Raw genomic sequence first — 19,887 nt, 5'->3', positions numbered from 1 at the left:
GACGCGTTAGTTTGGCCGTGTTTTCCCCCGATCCCAGCCCTCGGTACTACAGGCTGTAGGGTGAACGTCGACCCTACGAGCTGTAGGGGTGAAGGGGTGATCATGATCGGCAGCGCGCACGTCAGAGTCGACGCGGCCCGGCGCGAGCGTGCGCGCCGCGGGTCCGCCGGAACCGGGCGGGCCCGCGTCATCTGGCCGCTCGCCGCCGTCGCGGCCGCCTTCACCCTGGCCCAACTGCTCCTGGTCCGGCCCGGCATGGGCCTCGGCTGGGACGAGACGGTGTACGTCAGCCAGGTCAGCGGACACGCTCCCGCGGCCTTCTTCAGCGCACCCCGCGCGCGGGGCGTCTCCCTGCTGGTCGCACCGGTCGCCGCCTGGTCCTCCTCGACGGCGCTGCTACGGGTCTACCTCGCGGTCCTCTCCGGCCTCGCCCTCTTCCTGGCCCTGCGCGCCTGGCGGGGCCTGTTCCCCGTCCGCGTACTCGCCCTCGCCGGCGGCCTGTTCGCCTCCCTGTGGGTGACCCTCTTCTACGGCCCCCAGGCCATGCCCAACTACTGGGTGGCCGTCGGCGCCCTGGCCGCCGTGGCCTGCTTCCTGCGCGCCCGCACCGACCGGGCCGACCGGGCCGCGCTGTGGGGGCTGGGCGCGAGCGCGGCGCTGATGGCCTGGATGCGCCCCGTGGACGCCGTCTGGGTCACCTTGCCGCTCCTCGCCCTCGGCCTGGTGCGCCACCACTGGCGGCCCCTCCTCGTCCTTCTCACCGGGCTCGCCGCCGGGGCGCTCGAATGGGTGATCGAGGCGTACGTCAGCTACGGCGGCCTCGCCCAGCGCCTCTCCGACGGCTCCGCGATCCAGGGCGGACTCGGCCTCCACTTCGCCGTCGTCGACCAACTGCGCAGCCTCGGCGGGCGGGCGCTGTGCCGGCCGTGCACCGGAGCGCTGCCCAACCCGGTGGTCACCGTCTGGTGGTTCGCGCTGCCCCTGCTCGCCGCGCTCGGCCTCACGGTCGCGGTCCGTGCCCGGCGTACGGCGACCACGCTGCTTCCGCTCGCCTGCGCGGCCACGGCCGCCGTCCCCTACCTGTTCATGATCGGCTACGCGGCGCCCCGCTTCCTGCTCCCCGCCTACGCCCTGCTGTCGATCCCGGTCGCCGTCGCACTCGTCCATCTGGTGACCGCGCCCTCGCGTGTCCGGCGGCCGGTGGCCGTCGCCCTGCTGGCGCTCGGGCTCGCCGCCCACCTCGCGGTGCAACTCACCGTCCTGCTGCACACCGTGGACCGCACCACCGCCGCCCACCGCGACTGGTCCCGCACCGCCGACACCCTGCACCGGCTCGGGGTCCGGCCCCCCTGTCTGCTCACCGGGCACGAGGCCATCCCGGTGGCGTTCTACGCCGGCTGTTCCTCGGCGGCGACGACCGGGCACAACGCCAACAGCACGGCACAGGCCATCACCGGCACCGCGCGCCACACCCCGGTCGCCACCCTGGTGCCCGCGGGCTCCCGGCCACCCGGGTACGCCCGCTCCTGGCCCTCCGTGCCGCTCGACGGACTGCGCCTCTACTACGCCGTACCGGAGGCCGGTTCATGACCTGGCGCCGTGGCAGACACGGGGGAGGCGGTCGATGACCCAGCACGCGGTACCGGAGGCGCCCCCGGACGCCCTCCACCCTGCCGCCGGCGCGCTCCTGACCACGCCCGCCGACTTCGCCCTCGGCCGCCGCCGGGCCTACTGGCACACACTGGTCTGCCTCGCCGTCCTGCTGGGCGCCGCCTACGTGGCCCGGCGGCACTGGCCGACGGTGGAGACCGGGGCGCTGCGGCTGGCCGTCGCCGACCAGGGGTGGCTGCTGCTCGGCGCGGTGGCGGCCGTCGGCACCTGGGCGGCCTCGGCGCTCGCCCAGCAGGGCGCGGTCGCCCAGCGGCTGCCCGGACCGCGGCTGCTCGCCGCCCAGTTCGCCGCCTGTGCCGCCAACCACCTGCTCCCCGCCGGGCTCGGCGCCGGCGCGGTGAACCTGCGCTTTCTGATGCGCTGCGGGCTGCCGGCGGGCCGCTCGGCCGGCGCCCTCGCCGTCAAGGCCACCGCCGGCGCCGTCGTCCGCCTCGCCCTGATCGCCGTGCTCGCCCCGCTCTGCCCGGGCCTGCTGCGCCTCCCGCACGTCTCCCCGGCCGCGGTCGCGGCCGTGCTCGGCGCCGCCGTCCTGCTCGTGGCGCTCCTCGCCGGTCCGCTGCGCCCGCGCTGCCGCCGCGCGCTGGCGAGCGTGCTGGCCGACATCCGTACCGTGCACGCCCGCCCGGCCCGTGCCGCCGCCCTCTGGGGCGGCTCGCTGGCCTTCGCCGCCCTGCACTCCCTGGTGCTCATCGCCGTCGCCCAGGCCGTCCAACTGCCCCTGTCCCCGCTCCAGGTGGCCCTGCTGTACCTCGCCGCCAGCTGCGCGGCCGCCCTGCTGCCCACCCCGGGCGGGCTCGGTTCCCTGGACGCCGCCCTCGGCCTCGCGCTGACCGTGTCCGGCGCCCCTGCCGCGACCGCCGCCTCCGCCGTACTCGGCTACCGGCTGCTGACCGTATGGCTGCCGCTGCTCCCGGGCCTCCTGGTGCTGGCGGTGCTCGTCCGGCGCAAGGCCCTGTGACCGGGCGGGAGTTTCCCGGACGCCCGCGCCAGGTAGGAGACGAACGGGGCCAGGCGACACCGGAGGGGGAACGGCATGACGGAGCAGTACAGCGCGGGGCGGCCGGCGCAGGAGTTCTTCACGCCCGGGAGCTCGTCCTTCACCGAGTTCCTGGCCGCGCACAGCCCCGGCCTGCTGCCCACCACACCGCCGCTCCCGGACGGCGTCCGCGTCGCGCCAGGCAGCGTCCCGCACGGCACCACGGTGCTCGCCCTCACCTTCCGCGACGGCGTGCTGATCGCCGGCGACCGCCGGGCAACCATGGGCAACCTCATCGCCCAGCGCGACCTGGAGAAGGTGCACCCCGCCGACGACCACACGGCCGTCGCCTTCGCCGGAACCGTCGGCCTCGCGCTCGACATGGTGCGGCTCTACCAGGTCGAACTCACGCACTTCGAGAAGATCGAGGGCACCCCGATGTCCCTGGCCGCCAAGGCGACCCGCCTGGCGGCCATGATCCGGCAGAACCTCGCCCAGGCCATGCAGGGCCTCGCCGTCGTCCCGCTGCTCGCCGGTTACGACACCACCGCACCCGAGGGCGGCCGCGGCCGCATCTTCTCCTTCGACGCGGCCGGTGGCCTGTACGAGAAACGGAACTTCCACGCCGAGGGCTCCGGCTCCCCGTACGCCCGAGGCGCCCTGAAGAAGCTGTTCCGACCGGACCTGACACGCCGGGAGGCCGCCCTGGCCGCGCTCCAGGCGCTGTGGGACGCCGCCGACGACGACTCGGCCACCGGCGGCCCCGACCTGAACCGCCGTATCTTCCCGGTGGTCTCGGCCATCACCGAGGACGGCTTCGAGCGGCTGCCCGAGGCCGAGACGGAGGAGCTGAGCCGCGAGATGGTCCGGCAGCGCAGCGGCCGCCCGGACGGACCGCACGCCGACGCCTGAACCCGGCCCGCGCACTCAGGATGCGTTCAGGTTTCCGCTGGCACCGGGTCCCATGACATCAGAGACCTCTCGGACCACGGTGGCGGAGACCGGCACTCTCGCGCCGGGCCGCAGCGTGCGCTGGAACAAGGTGCCCGAAGTCACCGTCTACTTCTGGGTGATCAAGGTGCTGTGCACGACGGTCGGCGAGACCGCCGCCGACCTGCTCAACGAGAAGGCCGGCCTCGGCCTGACCGGTGTGTCGCTGCTCATGAGCGCGCTGCTCGCACTCGTCCTCGTGGTGCAGTTCCGCACCAAGGCCTACCGCCCCGGCGTGTACTGGCTCGCCGTCGCCCTGATCAGCGTGGTCGGCACCGCACCGAGCGCACCCTGTCGATCCACCACATCGACACCGGCCGGCGCGAGGCGTTCTACTGGCTGGCCGTCCTGTTCACCTTCGCCCTCGGCACCTCGGCAGGCGACCTGGCCGCCGAGCGCATGGACCTCGGCTACTGGGTGTCCGCCGTGCTGTTCGCGGCGGCCATCGCCGCGGTCGCGATCGCCCGGTTCGCGCTCGGTCTGAACGCGGTGTGGAGCTTCTGGATCGCCTACGTCCTCACCCGGCCGCTCGGCGCCTCCGTCGGCGACTACCTGTCCCAGCCCACCGGTGACGGCGGCCTGGGCCTGGGCACCGTCGTGACCAGCGTCCTGTTCCTCGCGGTCATCCTCGGCCTCGTCGTCTTCCTGTCGGTCACCCGCAAGGACGTCACCGAGGATCGTGAGGTGGGGCAGGCCGTCTGACGGCGGCGTGGGGCCGGCCGCCTGACCGCGGTCATCCGGCGGGCAGCGTGACCACGAACCGGGCGCCCGGAGCGTGCCCGGGATCGTGGGACACCTCGCCGCCGGCGGAGCGGGCCAGGCGCCGTGCGAGCGGCAGCCCGAGGCCCGCTCCGGCATGTCCGTCGCCGGGATCGGCCCGCCGGCCCGGCTGGAACAGCAGGTCCCGGAACGACTCGGGCACGCCCGGCCCGTCGTCCGTGACCTCCACCCGGACCCCGTCGGCCGTCCGGCGGGCGGCCAGCGTCACGGTCGTACGGGCGTAACGCACGGCGTTGGCGACGAGCGGGCTGACGATCCGCTCCAGCAGAGCGGACTGCACCCCCGCGCGCAACGCGCTCTCGTCGACGGTGACGGTGACCCGCACCGGGCCGGGGACGCCCAGGGACGCGGCCACCTGCCGCAGGGCGGGCAGCACTTCGGCCGTGCCGGGGGCGGTGGGCACGCCCTCGCGGGCCTCGTCCAGCAATGTGTCGCAGATGGTGCGCATCGAGCGGGCCGCGTCGGCGATGACCTCGTGGGTCGCCCGGGTCTCCGTCCCGGAGCGGGGCCGCGAGCGCCACCAGTCCAGTTCGGCGACGATCCGGCTCAGCGGAGTGCGCAGCTCGTGCGACAGCTCGCCGGTCAGCTGCCGCTCGTGCCGCAGCACCGCCCGGATCCGGTCGAGCAGCGCGTCCAACGAGGTGCCGAGCGCGGCCAGTTCGGCGGGCCGGCCCCGGCCGCCGAAGCGCTCCTCGGAGGCCACGGCGCTCCACTGGGTCGCCTGGTCCGTCATCGTGCGCACCGGCCGCAGCGCCCGGCCGACGGCCAGCCGGGTCAGTCCGTAGGTGCACGCGAGCATCACCGCGTCCAGCGCGAACGAACCCAGCAGCAGCGTCTTCGCCGAACTCCGGTACGGCGACAGGTCCAGGGCGGTGACCACGGTGGCCCTCGTCCCGTGCCCGGGCACCGGCTCGGCGCACAGGCGCAGGGGGTCGTGGCCGCCGACGGTGGCGCAGCGTCGTCCCCCCGCGCCGGCGAGGGCTCCGGCGGCACGGGCGAGGGTGCCGGTGCGGGCGGCGGACGGCGGCTGTTCCAGGAGCCGGGAACCGGCGTAGATCCACACGTTCGTGTCGAGGAGGCGGTCGTTGACCGTCTCCAGGACCCGCACCCTTCCGCCGCGCGTGTCCACGGTGGTGGCGACCGCCGCGGCCCGCGTGCGCAGTTCGTCGTCCGCCTCCCGCTGGAGCCGGTGGCCGACCACGGTGTTGAAGACCACCGTGAGGATCACCATGAGCAGGGCGGCCGTGGTCAGCGCGACCAGCGAGAGCCGGCCCCGCAGGGTGCGCGGCGCGAGCCGGGCGGCGAGCGCGGGCAGCCATGTACGGGCGGGGAACCCGATCCGGTCGGGGGCCTTCATACGAGCCGGTGGCCGATCCCGCGCGCGGTGCCGATGGTCAGCTCGCTGCCCGCCGCCCGCAGCTTGCGCCGCAACCGGGTCAGGTACTGGTCCAGTGTGTTCTCGCTGACCCGCGCGCCCTCCGGCCAGCCGGCCAGCACCAGCTCGCGGCGGCGCACCAGACCGCCGCCCGCCGCCGTGAGAGCCGCGAGCAGCCGGAACTCGGTCGGCGTCAGCTCGATGCGGGTGCCGCCCACGGTGGCGCTGTGCCGTACCGCGTCCAGGACGAGCCCGCCCGTGGCGGCGGGCGCCGGCATGGGAGCGGCCCGTTTCAGGGCGGCCCGCAGCCGGGCGGCCAGCTCGGCCAGGTGGAAGGGTTTGGGCAGGTAGTCGTCGCCGCCGGCCGAGAAGCCCGAGAGCCGGTCGGCCAGCCGGTGCCGCGCGGTCAGGAAGACGACGGGGCCGAGGAAGCCGTTGGCGCGCATCGCCTGGCACACGTCCCGGCCGTCCGCGTCGGGCAGCCCGACGTCCAGCACCGCGCCGGCCACGTCGGGTGACGCGAGCCGCAGGGCGGTGGCTCCGTCGGCGGCGGCCACCGTGTCGAAGTCCTCGTCGTGCAGTCCGCGCCGCAGCACATCACGCAGGGCGTGATCGTCCTCGACGACCAGGATCTTGGGGCGCATGCCTCTCCAACGGCGCATCGGCCGGGTCGGTGGTGGGTGGGGGGTCCGGTTGGCCGGTGCGGGTGCCGCCACCGGTGATCGGGCGCTGAGGCAGCCACCGGGCCGCCGCGCACAGCCAGAGGCCGAGCCAGCCGACGGCGAACAGCCAGCCGCCGAGCACGTCGGTGAACCAGTGCACGCCGAGGAAGACCCGGGTCAGTCCCACCCCGGCGCCCCAGCAGGCCACGGCCAGGCACAGCGGGACGCGGCCGTGCGGGGCGCGCAGGCACAGCGCGAGGATCACCAGACCGGCCGTCAGGGCCGCCGTGGTGGTGTGCCCCGAAGGGAACGACCAGCCGGAGGCGTGGGTCTGCCAGTCGAAGGCGGGCGGGCGGGCCCGGCCGACCAGTTCCATGACGCCGTAGCGCACGGCCTGGCCGGTGGCGAGGCAGGCGGCCATGAGCAGTGCGAGGACCAGCCGCTGCCGCCGGCCGTGGCCCGCCAGCAGTCCGGCCAGGACGACCACCGCGTACGGGACGACTCCGGTGCCGGTGGCGGTCAGCCCGCGGGCGACCGCGACGGCCATCTCCGGCCGGTGACCGACGGACCAGGTCAGCAGGCCGTGGTCCAGGAACAGCGGGGTGCCGTGCCGGCCGGAGACGACCAGCGCCAGCACTCCGAACGCCGCCCAGGCGCCGAGCGCTGCGCTGCCCGCCAGTTCCGCGATGCCCTTGCGGCTCATGACATCAGCAGCGGGCGCAGCCACGTCGCCGCCAGCCGTCCGGCCAGCCCCCGCGGCCAGCGCCGGAGCACGGTCATCACGAGGAAGGCGACCAGGCCGCCGACGAGGGCGCCCACGAGGACGTCGTGCGGATAGTGGACGCCCACCCAGACCCGGGAGGCCGCCATGGCCACCGCGAACCCGCAGGCGAGGAGCCCCAGTCGGCGGGAGACGAAGAACAGGGCGACCGCCGCCGCGGCCGCTATGGCGGTGTGGTTGCTGGGGAAGGACCAGTCACCCGGCGCCGGACACGCCTCCAGCGTGCGGAAGGGCAGAGCCCGGCAGGGCCGGTCCTCCCGGACCAGCAGCTTGAGCCCGGCGTCCGCGCCGAAGGCCACCAGCACGGCCACCGGAACGGTCAGCGCCGTTATGCCCGCCGTGGCGTCGACCCGGCGGGCCCGCCACCAGCCCACGACCATGAGCAGCGCGAACACCGCCAGGCCGTACGTCGACCACAGCGTGACGATGCCGTCCAGCCAGCCGGGGGAGTGGTGGGCGAGATCCACCACGTCCCGGTAGAGCGGCCCGTCGACCGACGAGCCCGTGAGCGCCAGGATCATCCGCGCGCCTCCTTGGCCGCCCTGCGGGAGCGCAGCACCTCGGCGGCGAGCGGGAGGAGCGACACGACGACGATCAGCGCGATCACCGGCAGCAGGTACTTGTCGACGTTCGGGATCGAGGAGCCGAGCGCGTATCCGGCCAGGGTGAGGCCGAGGCTCCACACCAGCCCGCCCGCCACCTGCCAGAGGGTGAACGCGCGGGCCGGGACGCCCAGGGCGCCCGCCATCGGGTTCAGCACCGTCCGCACCACCGGCACGAAGCGGGCCAGCACGATCGCCTTCGCGTACCCGTACCGCTCCAGCAACTCCTCGGCGCGCTGCGCCCCCTCGTGCAGCCGGGCCGACCGGCTGCGGGCCAGCAGGGCGCCGCCCGCCTTGCGGCCGAACAGATACCCGCACTGCGAACCCGCGAGCGCGCCGACGGCCGCGGCGGCCAGCAGCGGCCCGAGCGAGAGGTGCACACCCCGGTCGGACGCGCCCGTGCACAGCAGCCCCGCCGTGAACAGCAGGGAGTCGCCGGGCAGGAAGAAGCCGATCAGCAGGCCCGTCTCGGCGAACAGCACCACCCCGACGCCGATCACCCCGAAGGCGGCCAGCAGGGAGTGGGCGTCGAGCACGTTGACCGCGAGCTGCGACGACAGGTCTGAGGGTGTGGCCATCGCCGCACGCCCTTTCCTCGGCTGCTTCTGAAACTTCTGACTACACATTTGTAGACCGTCTACTGAACTGTAGACGACTTGAGGGTGTGCGAGGTTCCCGGGCTTTGCCTCCCTATTGCCGCTTCATGACTGACTGACTACATCTCTGTAGTCATGATGGTCCGCGAAGGTAAGGCATGCCTTCACTAAGTGGGAGGGCCGCAGGGCATGTGGGACGACGCGTTTCCGAGTTTCCTGATCGGGCTGAGGGAGGGACTCGAAGGCGGACTCATCGTCTCCATCCTCATCGCCACCCTCGTGCGGGCCGAGGCCCGCTCGCGGCTGCCGCAGGTGTGGACGGGTGTCCTGGCCGCGATCACCGTCGCGATGAGCTTCGGCGCGGTCCTCACCTTCACCGCCGCGTCCCTGTCGGCGACCGCCCAGGAGGCGTTCGGCGGCACCCTCAGCGTGATCGCCGTCGCGTTCGTCACCGCGATGGTGTTCTGGATGCGCCGCTCGGCCCGCAGCCTCTCCGGCGAGCTGAAGGAGAAGGTCACCGGCGCGCTCGCGATGGGCTCCGGGATGCTGATCCTCACCTCCTTCCTCGCGGTCGGCCGCGAGGGCCTGGAGACGGCCCTGTTCCTGTGGACCACCGCCCGGGCGGCCGGCGAGTCGGCCGGCCCGCTGACCGGCGCCGCCATCGGCCTGGTCCTCGCGGCCGGCCTGTGCTGGGGCCTGTACCGCCGGGTCCTGAAGATCAACCTGACGAGGTTCTTCACCGCCACCGGCGCGGTCCTCATCGTCATCGCGGCCGGGGTCCTCGGCTACGGCCTGCGCGACCTCCAGGAGGGCGGGGTGCTGCCCGGCGGCACCGCCTACGCGGTCGACCTGACCGGCAGCGTCGACGCCGGCTCCTGGTACAGCACGCTGGTCCAGGGCGTGTTCAACCTGACCCCGAGCATGACCTGGCTGCAGGTCGTGGCCTACGTCGCCTACCTCGTCGTGGTGATGACCCTGTTCGTCCGCGGGGTCCGCGCCACAGCGCCCCCTGCTCCGGCGGCCAAGCCCACCCCGACCGCTGCCGGGTCCGATGCGGCGGCCTCTGAGTCGGCGGTGTCGATCTCCGAGCCCGCGGCGGTCACCGCCGTGCCGGCCGTGAGCGGGGTCGAGTCGGCCGTCACGGCGGCTGAGTCGGCGACGACCGGTGAGCCGGACACGGCCGAGCCGGTGCCCGCCGCCCCTGCCCAGCCCGTCGTCGACGTGCCGGCGTCCGGCCGGGAACCCGACGCGGCCCCGGTGGTGCGGCGTCGACCTGGCTGGGTCGTTCCCGTCGCCGTCGTCGCGGTGCCCGCGGTCCTGGCGGGCCTCGTCGTCGCCCTCGCCCGCCCCAAGCCCGCCGGCGACCAGACCGTCGCCGTCTCCGAGACCGAGTGCGGCAAGGGCTTCACCGCCCCCAAGCCCGGCCGGCAGGCCTTCCAGATGCACAACACCGGCGGCAAGACCTCCGAGGTGTACCTGATCGACCCGTCGACCGGCGCGGTCTACGGCGAGATCGAGGGCCTGGCCCCCGGCACCACCCGCGACCTCGTCGCCACGGTCGCCGGCGGCACCTACGCCTGGCGCTGCGTCCCCACCGACGGCAAGGCCGTCACGTCCAAGGCGGTACGGGTCAGCGGCGGCGGAGCGGCCAAGCCGGTCGTCCCCGTCTCCGAACAGGACCTCGCCGCACCCCTGAAGGTGTACAAGACGTACGTCGAACAGGGCCTGGCCACGCTCGTCACCCAGACCCGCGCCCTCGACGACGACATCGAGGGCGGCCACCTCGACCGGGCCCGCACCGACTGGCTGACCGCCCACCGCACCTACGCCTCCCTCGGCGCCGCGTACGGCACCTTCGAGGATTTCGACCAGAAGATCGACGGACGGCCCGACGGACTGCCGAACGGCGTCCAGGACAAGGACTTCACGGGCTTCCTGCGCCTGGAGCACGGCCTGTGGCACGGGGAGTCGGCCAAGGACCTGCGCGCGCCCGCCCGGCAGCTCGCCGGCGCGGCCGCGGGACTGCGGAAGGCCTTCCCGGCCCAGGACTTCGACCCCGGCGACCTGCCGCTGCGCGCCCACGAGATCCTGGAGAACACCCTCCAGTTCGAGCTGACCGGCGACACCGACCAGGGCAGCGGCACGAACCTCGCCACCGCCGACGCCAACCTCGCCGGCACCCGCGAGCTGCTCACCGTCCTGCAGCCGCTGCTGACCGGCCGCGCACCCAAGCTGCTCCCGACGGTCGACACGGACATCGCCCGGCTCCAGAAGCTCCTGGACGCGGCCCACGACGGCACCCACTGGACCCCCGTCGACCAGCTCGCCCCCACCGACCGGCAGCACCTCAACGGGGCCACCGGCCAGCTGCTGGAAGACCTCGCCCCGGTCCCGGACCTCCTCGAGATCCGGAAGTCCGCCTGATGAGCACCGCGCACCCGCACCCCGAAGGGAACCCCCCGATGTCCTCTGCCGACACCCCCGCCTGCCCGGCCCGCCGCTCCTTCGTGCGGACCGCGCTGGGCGCCGGAGCGGCCGGTGCGGTCCTGGCCGGCGGCGGCTTCGCGCTCGCCGAGGGCGGCGGCACGGCCCAGGCGCAGGACACGGGCGCGGACAGCGGCGTGAAGGTCCCCTTCCACGGTGCCCACCAGGCCGGGATCCTCACCCCGGCGCCGGCCGCGGCCACCTTCGTCTCGTTCGACGTCATCGCCGACGACCGCAAGGGCCTCGCCGACCTGCTGCGCACCCTCACCGAGCGGGCCCGTTTCCTCACCTCCGGAGGCACCCCCGCCGACCTCGGCGTCGGCGCGCCGCCCTCCGACAACGGCATCCTCGGCCCCGAGGTCCCCTCGGACGCCCTCACCGTCACGGTCGGCGTCGGCGCCTCTCTCTTCGACGACCGCTACGGCCTCGCCAAGGCCAGGCCCGCCCGGCTGACCCCGATGCGGACCTTCCCGAACGACAACCTGAACGCGGCCGAGTGCCACGGCGACCTCTCCCTCCAGCTGTGCGCGAACAGCCAGGACACCGTGCTGCACGCCCTGCGCGACATCGCCCGGCACACCCGCGGCGCCATGCAGATCAAGTGGCGCATCGACGGCTTCCAGAACACCCCGCGCCCCACCGGCGCCCAGCGCAACCTGCTCGGCTTCAAGGACGGCATCGCCAACCCGGACGTCACCTCCGCCCGCGAGACCGACCGGCTGATCTGGGTCGGCGACGGGCAGGGCGAGCCGGACTGGGCCAGGGGCGGCAGCTACCAGGTGATCAGGATCATCCGGATGCTCGTGGAGTTCTGGGACCGGGTCTCCCTGACCGAGCAGGAGAAGATGTTCGGCCGCCGCAAGGACACCGGCGCCCCGCTCGACGGCGCCAAGGAGACCGACGTCCCCGACTACACCAAGGACCCGCACGGCACCGCGATCCCCCTCGACGCCCACATCCGCCTCGCCAACCCGCGCCAGGCGCGCACCGACAGCTCGCGCATCCTGCGCCGGGGCTACAACTACGACCGGGGCGTGGACAAGGTCGGCAACCTCGACATGGGCCTGGCCTTCTGCTGCTACCAGCAGGACGTCAAGCGCCAGTTCGAGGCCGTACAGACCCGGCTGATCGACGAGCCCCTGGTCGACTACATCTCCCCGACGGGCGGCGGCTACTTCTTCGCCCTGCCCGGCGTGCGCGACGCGCGGGACTGGCTCGGCCGGGGCCTGCTCTCCGCCTGACCCGCCCGCTCGACCGCGGCCTTTCCCTCCCCATGGGAAAGGTCTGCCGCGGCCTTTACTGCACATGAGTTGCAAGTACGGGAGGATGGCACAAGGCTGTGCAGTGCAGCCGTACTCGTGCCACCAGCAAAGGAAACACCCTCCCGATGACGGCCGCCCCTGGTTCCGCTCCGTCCCTCCCCGCCCAGGCCGACGCCCCGCGTTCGGCCTGGCACCGCGTCCGCGGCTCCATGACGCGGCAGGAGTGGACCAGGGTCGGCGGGATGGCCGCCTTGGTCCTCGCGCTGCACGTGATCGGCTGGGGCACGCTGGTCGGGATCGTCGCCCCGGAGCATTACAGCGTCGGCGCCGACACTTTCGGCATCGGCATCGGCGTGACCGCCTACACGCTCGGCATGCGGCACGCTTTCGACGCCGACCACATCGCGGCGATCGACAACACCACCCGCAAGCTGATGGGGGAGGGGCAGCGGCCGCTGTCGGTCGGCTTCTGGTTCTCGCTCGGCCACTCCAGCATCGTCTTCGGCCTGACCCTGCTGCTCTCCCTCGGCATGAAGGCCCTGGCCGGACCCGTCCGCGACGACAACTCCCGGCTGCGCCAGGTCACCGGCCTGATCGGTACGACGGTCTCCGGCACGTTCCTCTACCTCATCGCCGGGATCAACCTCGTCATCCTGGCCGGCATCTGGAAGGTCTTCCGGCAGATGCGCTCCGGCCGCTTCGACGAGGCCGCCCTGGAAGTGCAGCTGAACAACCGCGGCTTCATGAACCGCTTCCTCGGCCGGGTCACGGGGTCGATCACCAAGTCGTGGCAGATGTACCCGCTGGGCCTGCTGTTCGGCCTCGGCTTCGACACCGCGACGGAGATCGCCCTGCTGGTCCTCGCCGGTTCGGGCGCCGCCTCAGGCCTGCCCTGGTACGCCATCCTGTGCCTGCCCGTGCTGTTCGCGGCAGGCATGTCCCTGCTGGACACCATCGACGGCTCGTTCATGAACTTCGCCTACGGCTGGGCGTTCTCCAAGCCGGTCCGGAAGGTCTACTACAACCTCACCATCACCGGCCTGTCCGTCGCCGTCGCGCTGATCATCGGCACCGTCGAACTCCTCGGCCTGCTCGCCGACGAGCTGGACCTGCACGGCGCGTTCTGGGACTGGGTCTCCGGCCTCGACCTCAACACGGTCGGCTTCGTCATCGTCGGCCTGTTCTTCGCCACCTGGGCCATCGCCCTGCTGGTGTGGAAGGCGGGCCGCATCGAGGAGAAGTGGACGGCGGGCCTGGCGGAGGGGTCCGCGGACTAGCGCCCCGTCAAGATCGCATCAAATCCCCACGTCACCCGTGGTGCACGGCCCCCGCGCAGCGGCACACTGCGCTGCCGGCGTGTTCCGCTGCCGGCGCTTCGGAGGGACCAGGGATGTACACAATTGCGTCGCAGCAGATGTCGGCGCCGGACTCGGCTCTGTTCGACATGACATGGGGGCTGGGCGCCACGGCGATGGGCTGGGTGGCGCTGATCAATCCGCGCGGCATCCTCGAGTGGATCGCGCTGCGGCGGGGCAACGGCGGGAAGGTGTGGCCGAGCCGCCTGGCCGGTGGCGTTTTCGCGGTGGTGGGCCCGGTGGAGCTGATCAAAGGGATCCGCCATCTGCTGGCGTTGAAGGGGGCGGAGCGTCCCACGGTGTTCCACCGGACGTACGGCTTCTCCCCGGTCCTCGGCGGCGTCATGATCGTGGTCGTGGTGCTCGCCGCCGTTCATGCCTGGCGCACCAACGAATTCCTCCAGGAGGCCTGGACGGCCGGCGGCCTGCCCCGTGCCTGCGCCGTCCTGGCCACCCTCGCGGCCCTGTCGTTCGTCACCTTCGTCGTCTTCGGCTACATGGCGGCAGGCATGCTCTGCTGTGCCCTGACCGGAGCGGCCGCAGCCGGACTCGTCCTGCTCCGGAACCGTGTCTAGGCCCGCACCCCGAACTCCTTCCGCCACTTCGTCAGTTGCTGGACCGGATCACCCGTGAACGACCACGGCGTGCGGGTGGCGCGCCGGCCGAGCAGGCGCAGCAGGGACCCGGCGACGTCCGCCGTACCGGCCAGACAGGCAGCGTGCGCCAGGTGGTTGAGGTCCCGCAGCTCGGTCGGGGCCGGATTGCTGTCCGGACGGCCCCGCACCCAGCGCTCCCAGGTGCGCCGTACGTCGTTGACCGCGCCGTCGTGGTCCCAGTGCTGGCCGAGGCTGACCGAGCCCCGCTGGCCGCGGGCTCCGTCGAGGACGTAGCGGTACTCCTCGACCCGGGCGTACTGGACCAGCACCGGCAGCGGGCAGCCCGGCGGTGCCACTCCGGCCGCGTCCCGGGCGAAGTCGTACATGAGGCCGTGCGTGCCGTGCCAGCGGGCCGAGTAGTAGTGCAGGACCTGCAGGTGGCCCTCCACGCTGTACGGGTCCCGCCGGTGCAACTCGTCCCACCAGCGGGCCAGTTCCTGCCGCCGTACCCCCGTCGGATACAGCCGTGCGACGGAGATCAGCGACACCCACGGTGTCGGGTCCTCGGGGCAGGCCTCGGCGGCGTGCAGAGAGGCCAGGACCGCGGTGTCGATGCGGTCCCGGTCGATCGGCACACCCCGCCCGGCCGAGATGGCCAGGTGGAACGCCCGGGCCGTCTCCGTCGCCGCGCGCAGCACCTGGGCGTCCGCGTTGCCGGGTTCGGCGGCGAGCCAGGACTCCACTGTCGAACTGCCCGCGCAGGCCTGCGCCAGCTGCCGTACCCGGTGGCCGCGCAGCGTCCAGTCGTCGCCGGTGACCCACAGCAGGTCCCTGAGGCCCTGCCAGCGGCCGATGACGATGTCCTGCCGAGCGGAGGTGAGCGGCGCGTCCCCGCAGTCGGGGTCGAAATCGGGCGTGAAACGGTCTCGCGCCATCGGGATCTCCCTCAGAAGTCGGTGGGGAGACCCTCGTGCAGCCGGGACGGCACACCGGCGCCGTCGGGAACGTACTCCGCCTCCACAGTGCGGGTCGCGTCCAGCTTCGCGGGCCGGTAGTAGTCGCTGCCCTGCCGCCAGTACCAGAGCATCGGGACGAGCCCGACGGCGAGTCCGCCGATGCCGATCGCGATCGCGGCGCCGCTCAGCTCGCCCAGCGACTCGACGAAGATCCAGAACATGAACACCGCGCCGAACAGCGGCCACAGTCCGCCGAGAAGGAAGTTGGCCGGCGACTTCAGCAGCATCTTGCGGTAGGCGACGACCACAGCGAGGCCGGCGAGGCCGTAGTAGACGGCGATCTGCAGGCCGATCGCCGAGATCGCGTCGGAGAGGATCTCGCCCACCGAGCCGAGCGCGTTGGAGGCGATGAACATCGCCAGCGCCACCCCGCCGACCACCACGATCGCCACCCACGGCGTGTTCCAGGTGCGGTGCACCCGGCCCAGCGCGGACGGCATCGTACGGTCCCGGCCCATCGCGAACAGCGAGCGCGTGACCTGGATGAGCGTGGTCTCCAGCGTGGCGATGGTGGACAGCATCACGGACACGATGAGCAGCTTGCCGCCCCAGCCCGGCCAGATCTCCTCGCCCAGCACCGCGAGCACGTTGGCGTCGTTCTCCTGGATCTGCTTCGAGCTCAGGATGACGTTCACCGCGATGGTGAACACCTCGAACAGCAGGAAGACGATGCCGACCCCGATCAGGCCCGCGAGTCCCGTCGTACGACGGCTGTTGCGGGTCTCCTCGCTGAGGTTGCTGGTGACGTCCCAGCCCCAGTAGTAGAACGCGGCGAGCAGCGCGCCGGACGCGAACCCGCCCACGCCGTCGAAGTGGGAGAAGCCCAGCCACGACCAGTCGAAGGCACGGGCGTTGTGCGTGTGGAAGAGAGCGAGCACCGCGAACAGCGCCAGAATGCCCAGCTCCACACCGGACATGACCAGCTGGGCGCGGACGGTGAGCCGGGCCCCGCCGAGCACCACGCCCAGCATGACGAGGAACCACAGCGCGCCGACCACCGTGGACAGCGCGGTGTTGTCAGCGAGCTTCTCGTCGAAGAGGGCCAGCGTCATCGAACCGGCGGGCAGTGAACCGGCCACCATGAAGATGGTCGCCGAGATGACCAGCGCCCAGCCGCTGATGAAGCCCAGGAACGGGTGGAGCGTACGGCCCACCCAGGAGTAGCTGGCGCCCGCGTTGACGTCGATCCGGCTGAGGTAGCTGAACGCCAGGGCGATGCCCAGCATGGGTATCGCGCAGTACAGCAGGGCGGCCGGGCTGGCCAGTCCCACCGCGCCGACGAGGACGGCGGTGGTCGCGGCGAGCGAGTACGCCGGCGCGCTGCCGGCCACCGCCATCACCACGGTGTCGAACGTGCCGAGGACATTGGCCTGCAGCCCTCTGCCCCTGTTGTTGCTCATGGTCGTGCCGCTTTCCGGTCGTGCACGGCGCACGGGCGCCTGGCCCGACGCGTACGGGTGGGGGGTGTGGCCCCGCCTCGAGACCCGAAAGGGGGTGGCCTCGGGTCAGGAGCCGGTCAGGAAGAACGGGGGTGGGTGGACACACCGTGCTGCCGAGCGTCGGCGGACGGTCACCGTGTGTGGGTGCGATGATAGCGGCACTCATTGACCTTTCAAGATGACCAACCGGTAATGTGCGCTGACCTGTTCGGATACCGCTCAGTCGGACAGGTGCTCGATCTGGCGCGGCCGGATGGTGTAGATCCCGATCGGCTGTAGGTGGCCCCGCTGCACCCCGGAGGACGACCCCCTCGGGGCATGCACGGTGAGCACGCCGCCGAAGTGCTCGATGCGAACGGCTGCACCGCCGAGGCCGAGCGGATCCGCCGGGCTGTTTCCGACCGGAACGGGCTCCTGTCAGCCAAGCAGGCAGGCCGCCGGGCTCGTTCTCGACGAGGCCGACGGCGTGGGGGACATGGCGTCCCCGGGGTGGGGCCGCGGGCGGGTGCCAGGTGTTGCGTGGCATTCGCTTGTCGCGCGTATGCGTGGGACAGCGTCCGCGTAGCCGGCTGAGTGAGGGACGGGTGGCCGGCGCGGCAGGTCCTGTGACGGACGCACACCGCGGAGCCGTACGGCCGCGCTGCGCCGGTGCGAGGACGAGGTGCGGCAGCCGGGCCGGGTCGGGCCGGCCGCACAGCCTGGGAGCAGTGGCGTGAACGCAGCGCGATACGGCTCACCTGGTGGCGGTCGCCGCCGAACGGGCTCCCCTCCGCAGCGGACAGCGCGCACCAGACCCGTTCGGCCTCCCCCGCCGACTCACCACTTGTTGTCCCGATCGTTGTCCCGATCGTTGTCCCGACCACGACGCTGGTCGATCACCGAAAAGCTGGCCAAGGTGCCGGTGGGCGTCACGCCGAAGGCGTCGTCATGGGGCCCGACCGTGGCGAGGGGAGCGCCGCTGTCGCAGACGGGTCCGTCGAACACGTCGACGGCACGGCGGCTGTTGTTGCGGATGTTCAGGGACGTGGCGTTCACGAGGACCACGGAGATGCAGTCGCCCGGGTGGCTGCTGTACGTCCGCTCGTTGATCTGGATCCGGCCTTCCTCCTCCTCGTGGTCGTGGTCCCTTTCGTGCACGTTGTTGCGGCCCTGGATACCTACATTGCCGGAAATCCCCCCGATGCCGATGACGCCCTCATTGCCCTTTCCGGCACCGGTACCGGAGATGCCGCCGATGCCGGTGCCGGAGATGCCACCGATGCCGCCGATGCCCGTGCCGGAGATGCCGCCGGTGCCGGAGCCGGAGATGCCGCCGGTGCCGGAGCCGCCACCGGCGCCGGTACCAGTGCTGCCGCCGGCGCCGATGCCGGTGCTGCCGCCGGCGCCGGTGTCGGTACCGGCGTCGATGCCGGCGTCGGTGCCGGTACCGGTGCCGTGGAAAGACTCGCTGGGGGCATCCGGCTGCTGGGCGGCCGGCGCCTCGACGGTCGGTGCGTGGGCTGCCGGCGCGTGGGCCGCCGGCCTGGAAGAGGCCGAGGCATAGGTGATGCCGCCCGCGGCCAGGGCCACGGCGGCCGCGGTGACAGCGGTGGACCGGGTCTTGCGCATGCAACGTCTCCCGTCTGAGAGGGGTCGGCCGGGGCAGTCGGCACGGGGCTGAACGCACTCACTATCTCCATGGCCGCCCTGTCGCACATATCGGAAGAATGCGCCCAAGGGGCCGAACGAGGGACCAGAACACACCCGCCCGCCCAGTTGAATGCAGATCAAATTCCTTGAATAGAGGGGGAGTTACGGCGAAATCGGTCCGGATGATGATTATCTGATTTATCGTCGCCCATTCGGTGGCAGACGACTACGCGAGGAGCTGAGCTGCCGTCAGAGAACGAGACGCCTCACAGGCACAGTCGTGCCCTTGTACGCCTACGACCGCATGGGGGACATCACGTACCCTCCACCGGGCCTTCCCCTCCGGTCGTGCAGCCCTGCCCAGGGCGTAGCTGAACTCCACCGGCCTGCCACCGCAGCATCATGATCACGGCCGTCGGTCCGGCGGCGGAATGCGAGCCCTCTCGCGCGTGCAATCGCTACTGATGCCCTACCAGCCCATGTCCTTGGCCACCTCTTCCTGAGCTGCGGCGATCTCTTCCTCGGTGGACTCGATAACGTCCGCCTCTTCCAGGCGCGCCAGCAAGTCCGCGAGAGCCTGCTTCTGAGCCGGGTGTGTGATCGGCACGGTGTTCAGGTCGGTGGTCATCAGCCAGTCGAACAGCACGATGGCGTCGGAGCGCCACAGGCGAAGATCGACGGTCGGCGTGGAACCCCATGGGAACCCTGTTTCCATGGGGGCATCATGCCAGGTCAGGCCACGTGCAGAACGGCTTGTGCCATCGAAGTTCGAGCGATGCCGGCGCCGCGGCGGTACCTGCGGCCGCTCCGGGTCAGGGCTGCACCCAAGCCCCCGCTCCGTCCGATGTCCCGGAAGACCTGGGCGGAGCGAGTCTCCAGACGATCGGAATGACGGGCGGCGGAGGCGGCGATGGCGGCGACGGCCTGCCGGGCGACTCCTGACCGGGCCCGAAGGAGCCCCCGTCCCCCGACGGTGGCCCGAGGATCATCGGCTGATGACGCTGCCGGGTCTGTCGGAGGAGCGTTCCGAACTGGGCCGCTCCCTCTTGGCGCGCGCGGGCCCATGACCCCGGACTGGATGGACGCCTTCCTGGCCGTGCCGCGATCCGCGGTCCTGCCGGAGGTGGTGTGGCCGTTCGGCATGACGTCGCCGCCAGGAAGGCCCGCGTCGCCGCTGTGCGGGCAGCGCCGGGCGCCGGGCGGCACGCTCCCGTGCGGCCGGCGTGCCTCTGCCCGGCGCCTCCCCGTTCGGTTTCCTGAGGTTTCCCGGACCGCCCTAGGGCAGCAGCTTCTCCACGGCTGCCTGGCCCTCGGTCTCCAGCTTGCGGCGCGCCCAGTCGAGGTTCGCCGGAGTGACGTCCCTGCCCGCCGCCATCACCAGGTCCTCCGGGGTGACGTCCCTCGACGGAGCGGAGTGGAGTAGGGCGTCCGGGGTGCAGTAGTCGTCGGGCGACCGGGACCCTTCGGGTGTGGATGTCGACATGTTGCCTCCTCCTCGGTCCGGATGACCGCATCCGTGCCGGTGCCGCCGAACGGGGCACACTCTCACCATTCCGCGCCTCGACGCACCCTGCATCCGGAAGGCGCCGCGGCGCCGGGTGAGAAACGTCTGCCGGCCCCTCGCCGATGCACTCGCCCTAAGCTGGAATGCAGCCCGAGCTGGAATGCAGCCC

General features: G+C 72.5%; 17 protein-coding genes and 1 pseudogene. 8 read left to right on the top strand and 10 right to left on the bottom strand.

Features of this window, described 5'->3' with window-relative positions:
- Positions 1 to 102 precede the first annotated feature (102 nt).
- From CRP49_RS39600 to CRP49_RS39585, 4 genes and pseudogenes are all read left to right on the top strand, one after another.
- Entirely contained in the window at positions 103 to 1,590 is a 1,488-nt protein-coding gene (locus CRP49_RS39600) for a hypothetical protein (protein WP_373560428.1), read from the top strand.
- 34 nt (positions 1,591 to 1,624) lie between these two features.
- Positions 1,625 to 2,629 (top strand): lysylphosphatidylglycerol synthase domain-containing protein, encoded by a 1,005-nt coding sequence (locus CRP49_RS39595; RefSeq protein ID WP_179851993.1) that lies wholly within the window; start codon positions 1,625 to 1,627, stop codon positions 2,627 to 2,629.
- Between the two features lie 75 nt (positions 2,630 to 2,704).
- On the top strand, positions 2,705 to 3,559 hold the full coding sequence (prcB, locus tag CRP49_RS39590; RefSeq protein WP_097258217.1) for a proteasome subunit beta: 855 nt from the start codon (positions 2,705 to 2,707) through the stop codon (positions 3,557 to 3,559).
- A 52-nt stretch (positions 3,560 to 3,611) separates the two neighbouring features.
- Positions 3,612 to 4,339: pseudogene (locus tag CRP49_RS39585) on the top strand (hypothetical protein).
- A gap of 31 nt (positions 4,340 to 4,370) precedes the next feature.
- On the opposite strand, the gene CRP49_RS39580 reads toward CRP49_RS39585, so the two are convergent.
- From CRP49_RS39580 to CRP49_RS39560, 5 genes are read right to left on the bottom strand one after another with little or no spacing between them, the layout of a single operon-like run.
- Positions 4,371 to 5,774, bottom strand: coding sequence for a HAMP domain-containing sensor histidine kinase (locus CRP49_RS39580; protein ID WP_097258216.1), 1,404 nt, complete (start codon positions 5,772 to 5,774; stop codon positions 4,371 to 4,373).
- Entirely contained in the window at positions 5,771 to 6,436 is a 666-nt protein-coding gene (locus CRP49_RS39575) for a response regulator transcription factor (protein WP_097258215.1), read from the bottom strand. Before CRP49_RS39575 ends, CRP49_RS39580 begins: the two co-directional genes overlap by 4 nt.
- Entirely contained in the window at positions 6,390 to 7,157 is a 768-nt protein-coding gene (locus tag CRP49_RS39570; RefSeq protein ID WP_097258214.1) for a phosphatase PAP2 family protein, read from the bottom strand. Before CRP49_RS39570 ends, CRP49_RS39575 begins: the two co-directional genes overlap by 47 nt.
- Positions 7,154 to 7,756, bottom strand: coding sequence for a phosphatase PAP2 family protein (locus tag CRP49_RS39565; RefSeq protein ID WP_097258213.1), 603 nt, complete (start codon positions 7,754 to 7,756; stop codon positions 7,154 to 7,156). The genes CRP49_RS39570 and CRP49_RS39565 overlap by 4 nt, the downstream gene beginning before the upstream one ends.
- Positions 7,753 to 8,415, bottom strand: coding sequence for a DedA family protein (locus CRP49_RS39560; protein WP_097258212.1), 663 nt, complete (start codon positions 8,413 to 8,415; stop codon positions 7,753 to 7,755). The genes CRP49_RS39565 and CRP49_RS39560 overlap by 4 nt, the downstream gene beginning before the upstream one ends.
- Positions 8,416 to 8,622: 207 nt before the next feature.
- On the opposite strand from CRP49_RS39560, the gene efeU reads away from it, so the two are divergent.
- The 4 genes from efeU to CRP49_RS39540 all read left to right on the top strand — a co-directional run bounded on the left by efeU (position 8,623) and on the right by CRP49_RS39540 (position 14,109).
- Positions 8,623 to 10,857 (top strand): iron uptake transporter permease EfeU, encoded by a 2,235-nt coding sequence (efeU, locus tag CRP49_RS39555; protein ID WP_097258211.1) that lies wholly within the window; start codon positions 8,623 to 8,625, stop codon positions 10,855 to 10,857.
- Positions 10,858 to 10,895: 38 nt separating this feature from the next.
- Positions 10,896 to 12,158: an iron uptake transporter deferrochelatase/peroxidase subunit gene (gene efeB, locus CRP49_RS39550; protein WP_097259278.1), complete on the top strand. Its 1,263-nt coding sequence runs from the start codon at positions 10,896 to 10,898 to the stop codon at positions 12,156 to 12,158.
- A 146-nt stretch (positions 12,159 to 12,304) separates the two neighbouring features.
- Positions 12,305 to 13,456, top strand: a complete 1,152-nt coding sequence (locus CRP49_RS39545; RefSeq protein ID WP_097258210.1) for a HoxN/HupN/NixA family nickel/cobalt transporter — start codon at positions 12,305 to 12,307, stop codon at positions 13,454 to 13,456.
- A gap of 113 nt (positions 13,457 to 13,569) precedes the next feature.
- A complete protein-coding gene (locus tag CRP49_RS39540; protein ID WP_143670094.1) occupies positions 13,570 to 14,109 on the top strand; it encodes a hypothetical protein in 540 nt (179 codons plus the stop codon).
- On the opposite strand, the gene CRP49_RS39535 is transcribed toward CRP49_RS39540, so the two are convergent.
- The 5 genes from CRP49_RS39535 to CRP49_RS39515 all read right to left on the bottom strand — a co-directional run bounded on the left by CRP49_RS39535 (position 14,106) and on the right by CRP49_RS39515 (position 19,697).
- The gene (locus CRP49_RS39535) at positions 14,106 to 15,065 is read right to left on the bottom strand and encodes a hypothetical protein (RefSeq protein ID WP_097258208.1); all 960 of its coding nucleotides are present in this window, start codon (positions 15,063 to 15,065) and stop codon (positions 14,106 to 14,108) included. The genes CRP49_RS39540 and CRP49_RS39535 overlap by 4 nt on opposite strands.
- Positions 15,066 to 15,076: 11 nt before the next feature.
- Positions 15,077 to 16,546: an APC family permease gene (locus tag CRP49_RS39530; RefSeq protein ID WP_097258207.1), complete on the bottom strand. Its 1,470-nt coding sequence runs from the start codon at positions 16,544 to 16,546 to the stop codon at positions 15,077 to 15,079.
- 855 nt (positions 16,547 to 17,401) lie between these two features.
- Complete coding sequence (locus tag CRP49_RS39525; protein WP_097258206.1) at positions 17,402 to 18,193, bottom strand: hypothetical protein; 792 nt, start codon at positions 18,191 to 18,193, stop codon at positions 17,402 to 17,404.
- 490 nt (positions 18,194 to 18,683) lie between these two features.
- Complete coding sequence (locus CRP49_RS39520) at positions 18,684 to 18,929, bottom strand: hypothetical protein (RefSeq protein WP_097258205.1); 246 nt, start codon at positions 18,927 to 18,929, stop codon at positions 18,684 to 18,686.
- Positions 18,930 to 19,490: 561 nt separating this feature from the next.
- Positions 19,491 to 19,697 (bottom strand): hypothetical protein, encoded by a 207-nt coding sequence (locus tag CRP49_RS39515; protein WP_094220393.1) that lies wholly within the window; start codon positions 19,695 to 19,697, stop codon positions 19,491 to 19,493.
- Positions 19,698 to 19,887 lie beyond the last annotated feature (190 nt).

The organism is Streptomyces sp. Ag109_G2-15, from assembly GCF_900215565.1.
GTDB lineage: Bacteria > Actinomycetota > Actinomycetes > Streptomycetales > Streptomycetaceae > Streptomyces > Streptomyces diastatochromogenes.
The sequence above is the reverse complement of the archived record's forward strand: the minus strand, read 5'-3'. Positions and strand labels throughout refer to the sequence as shown.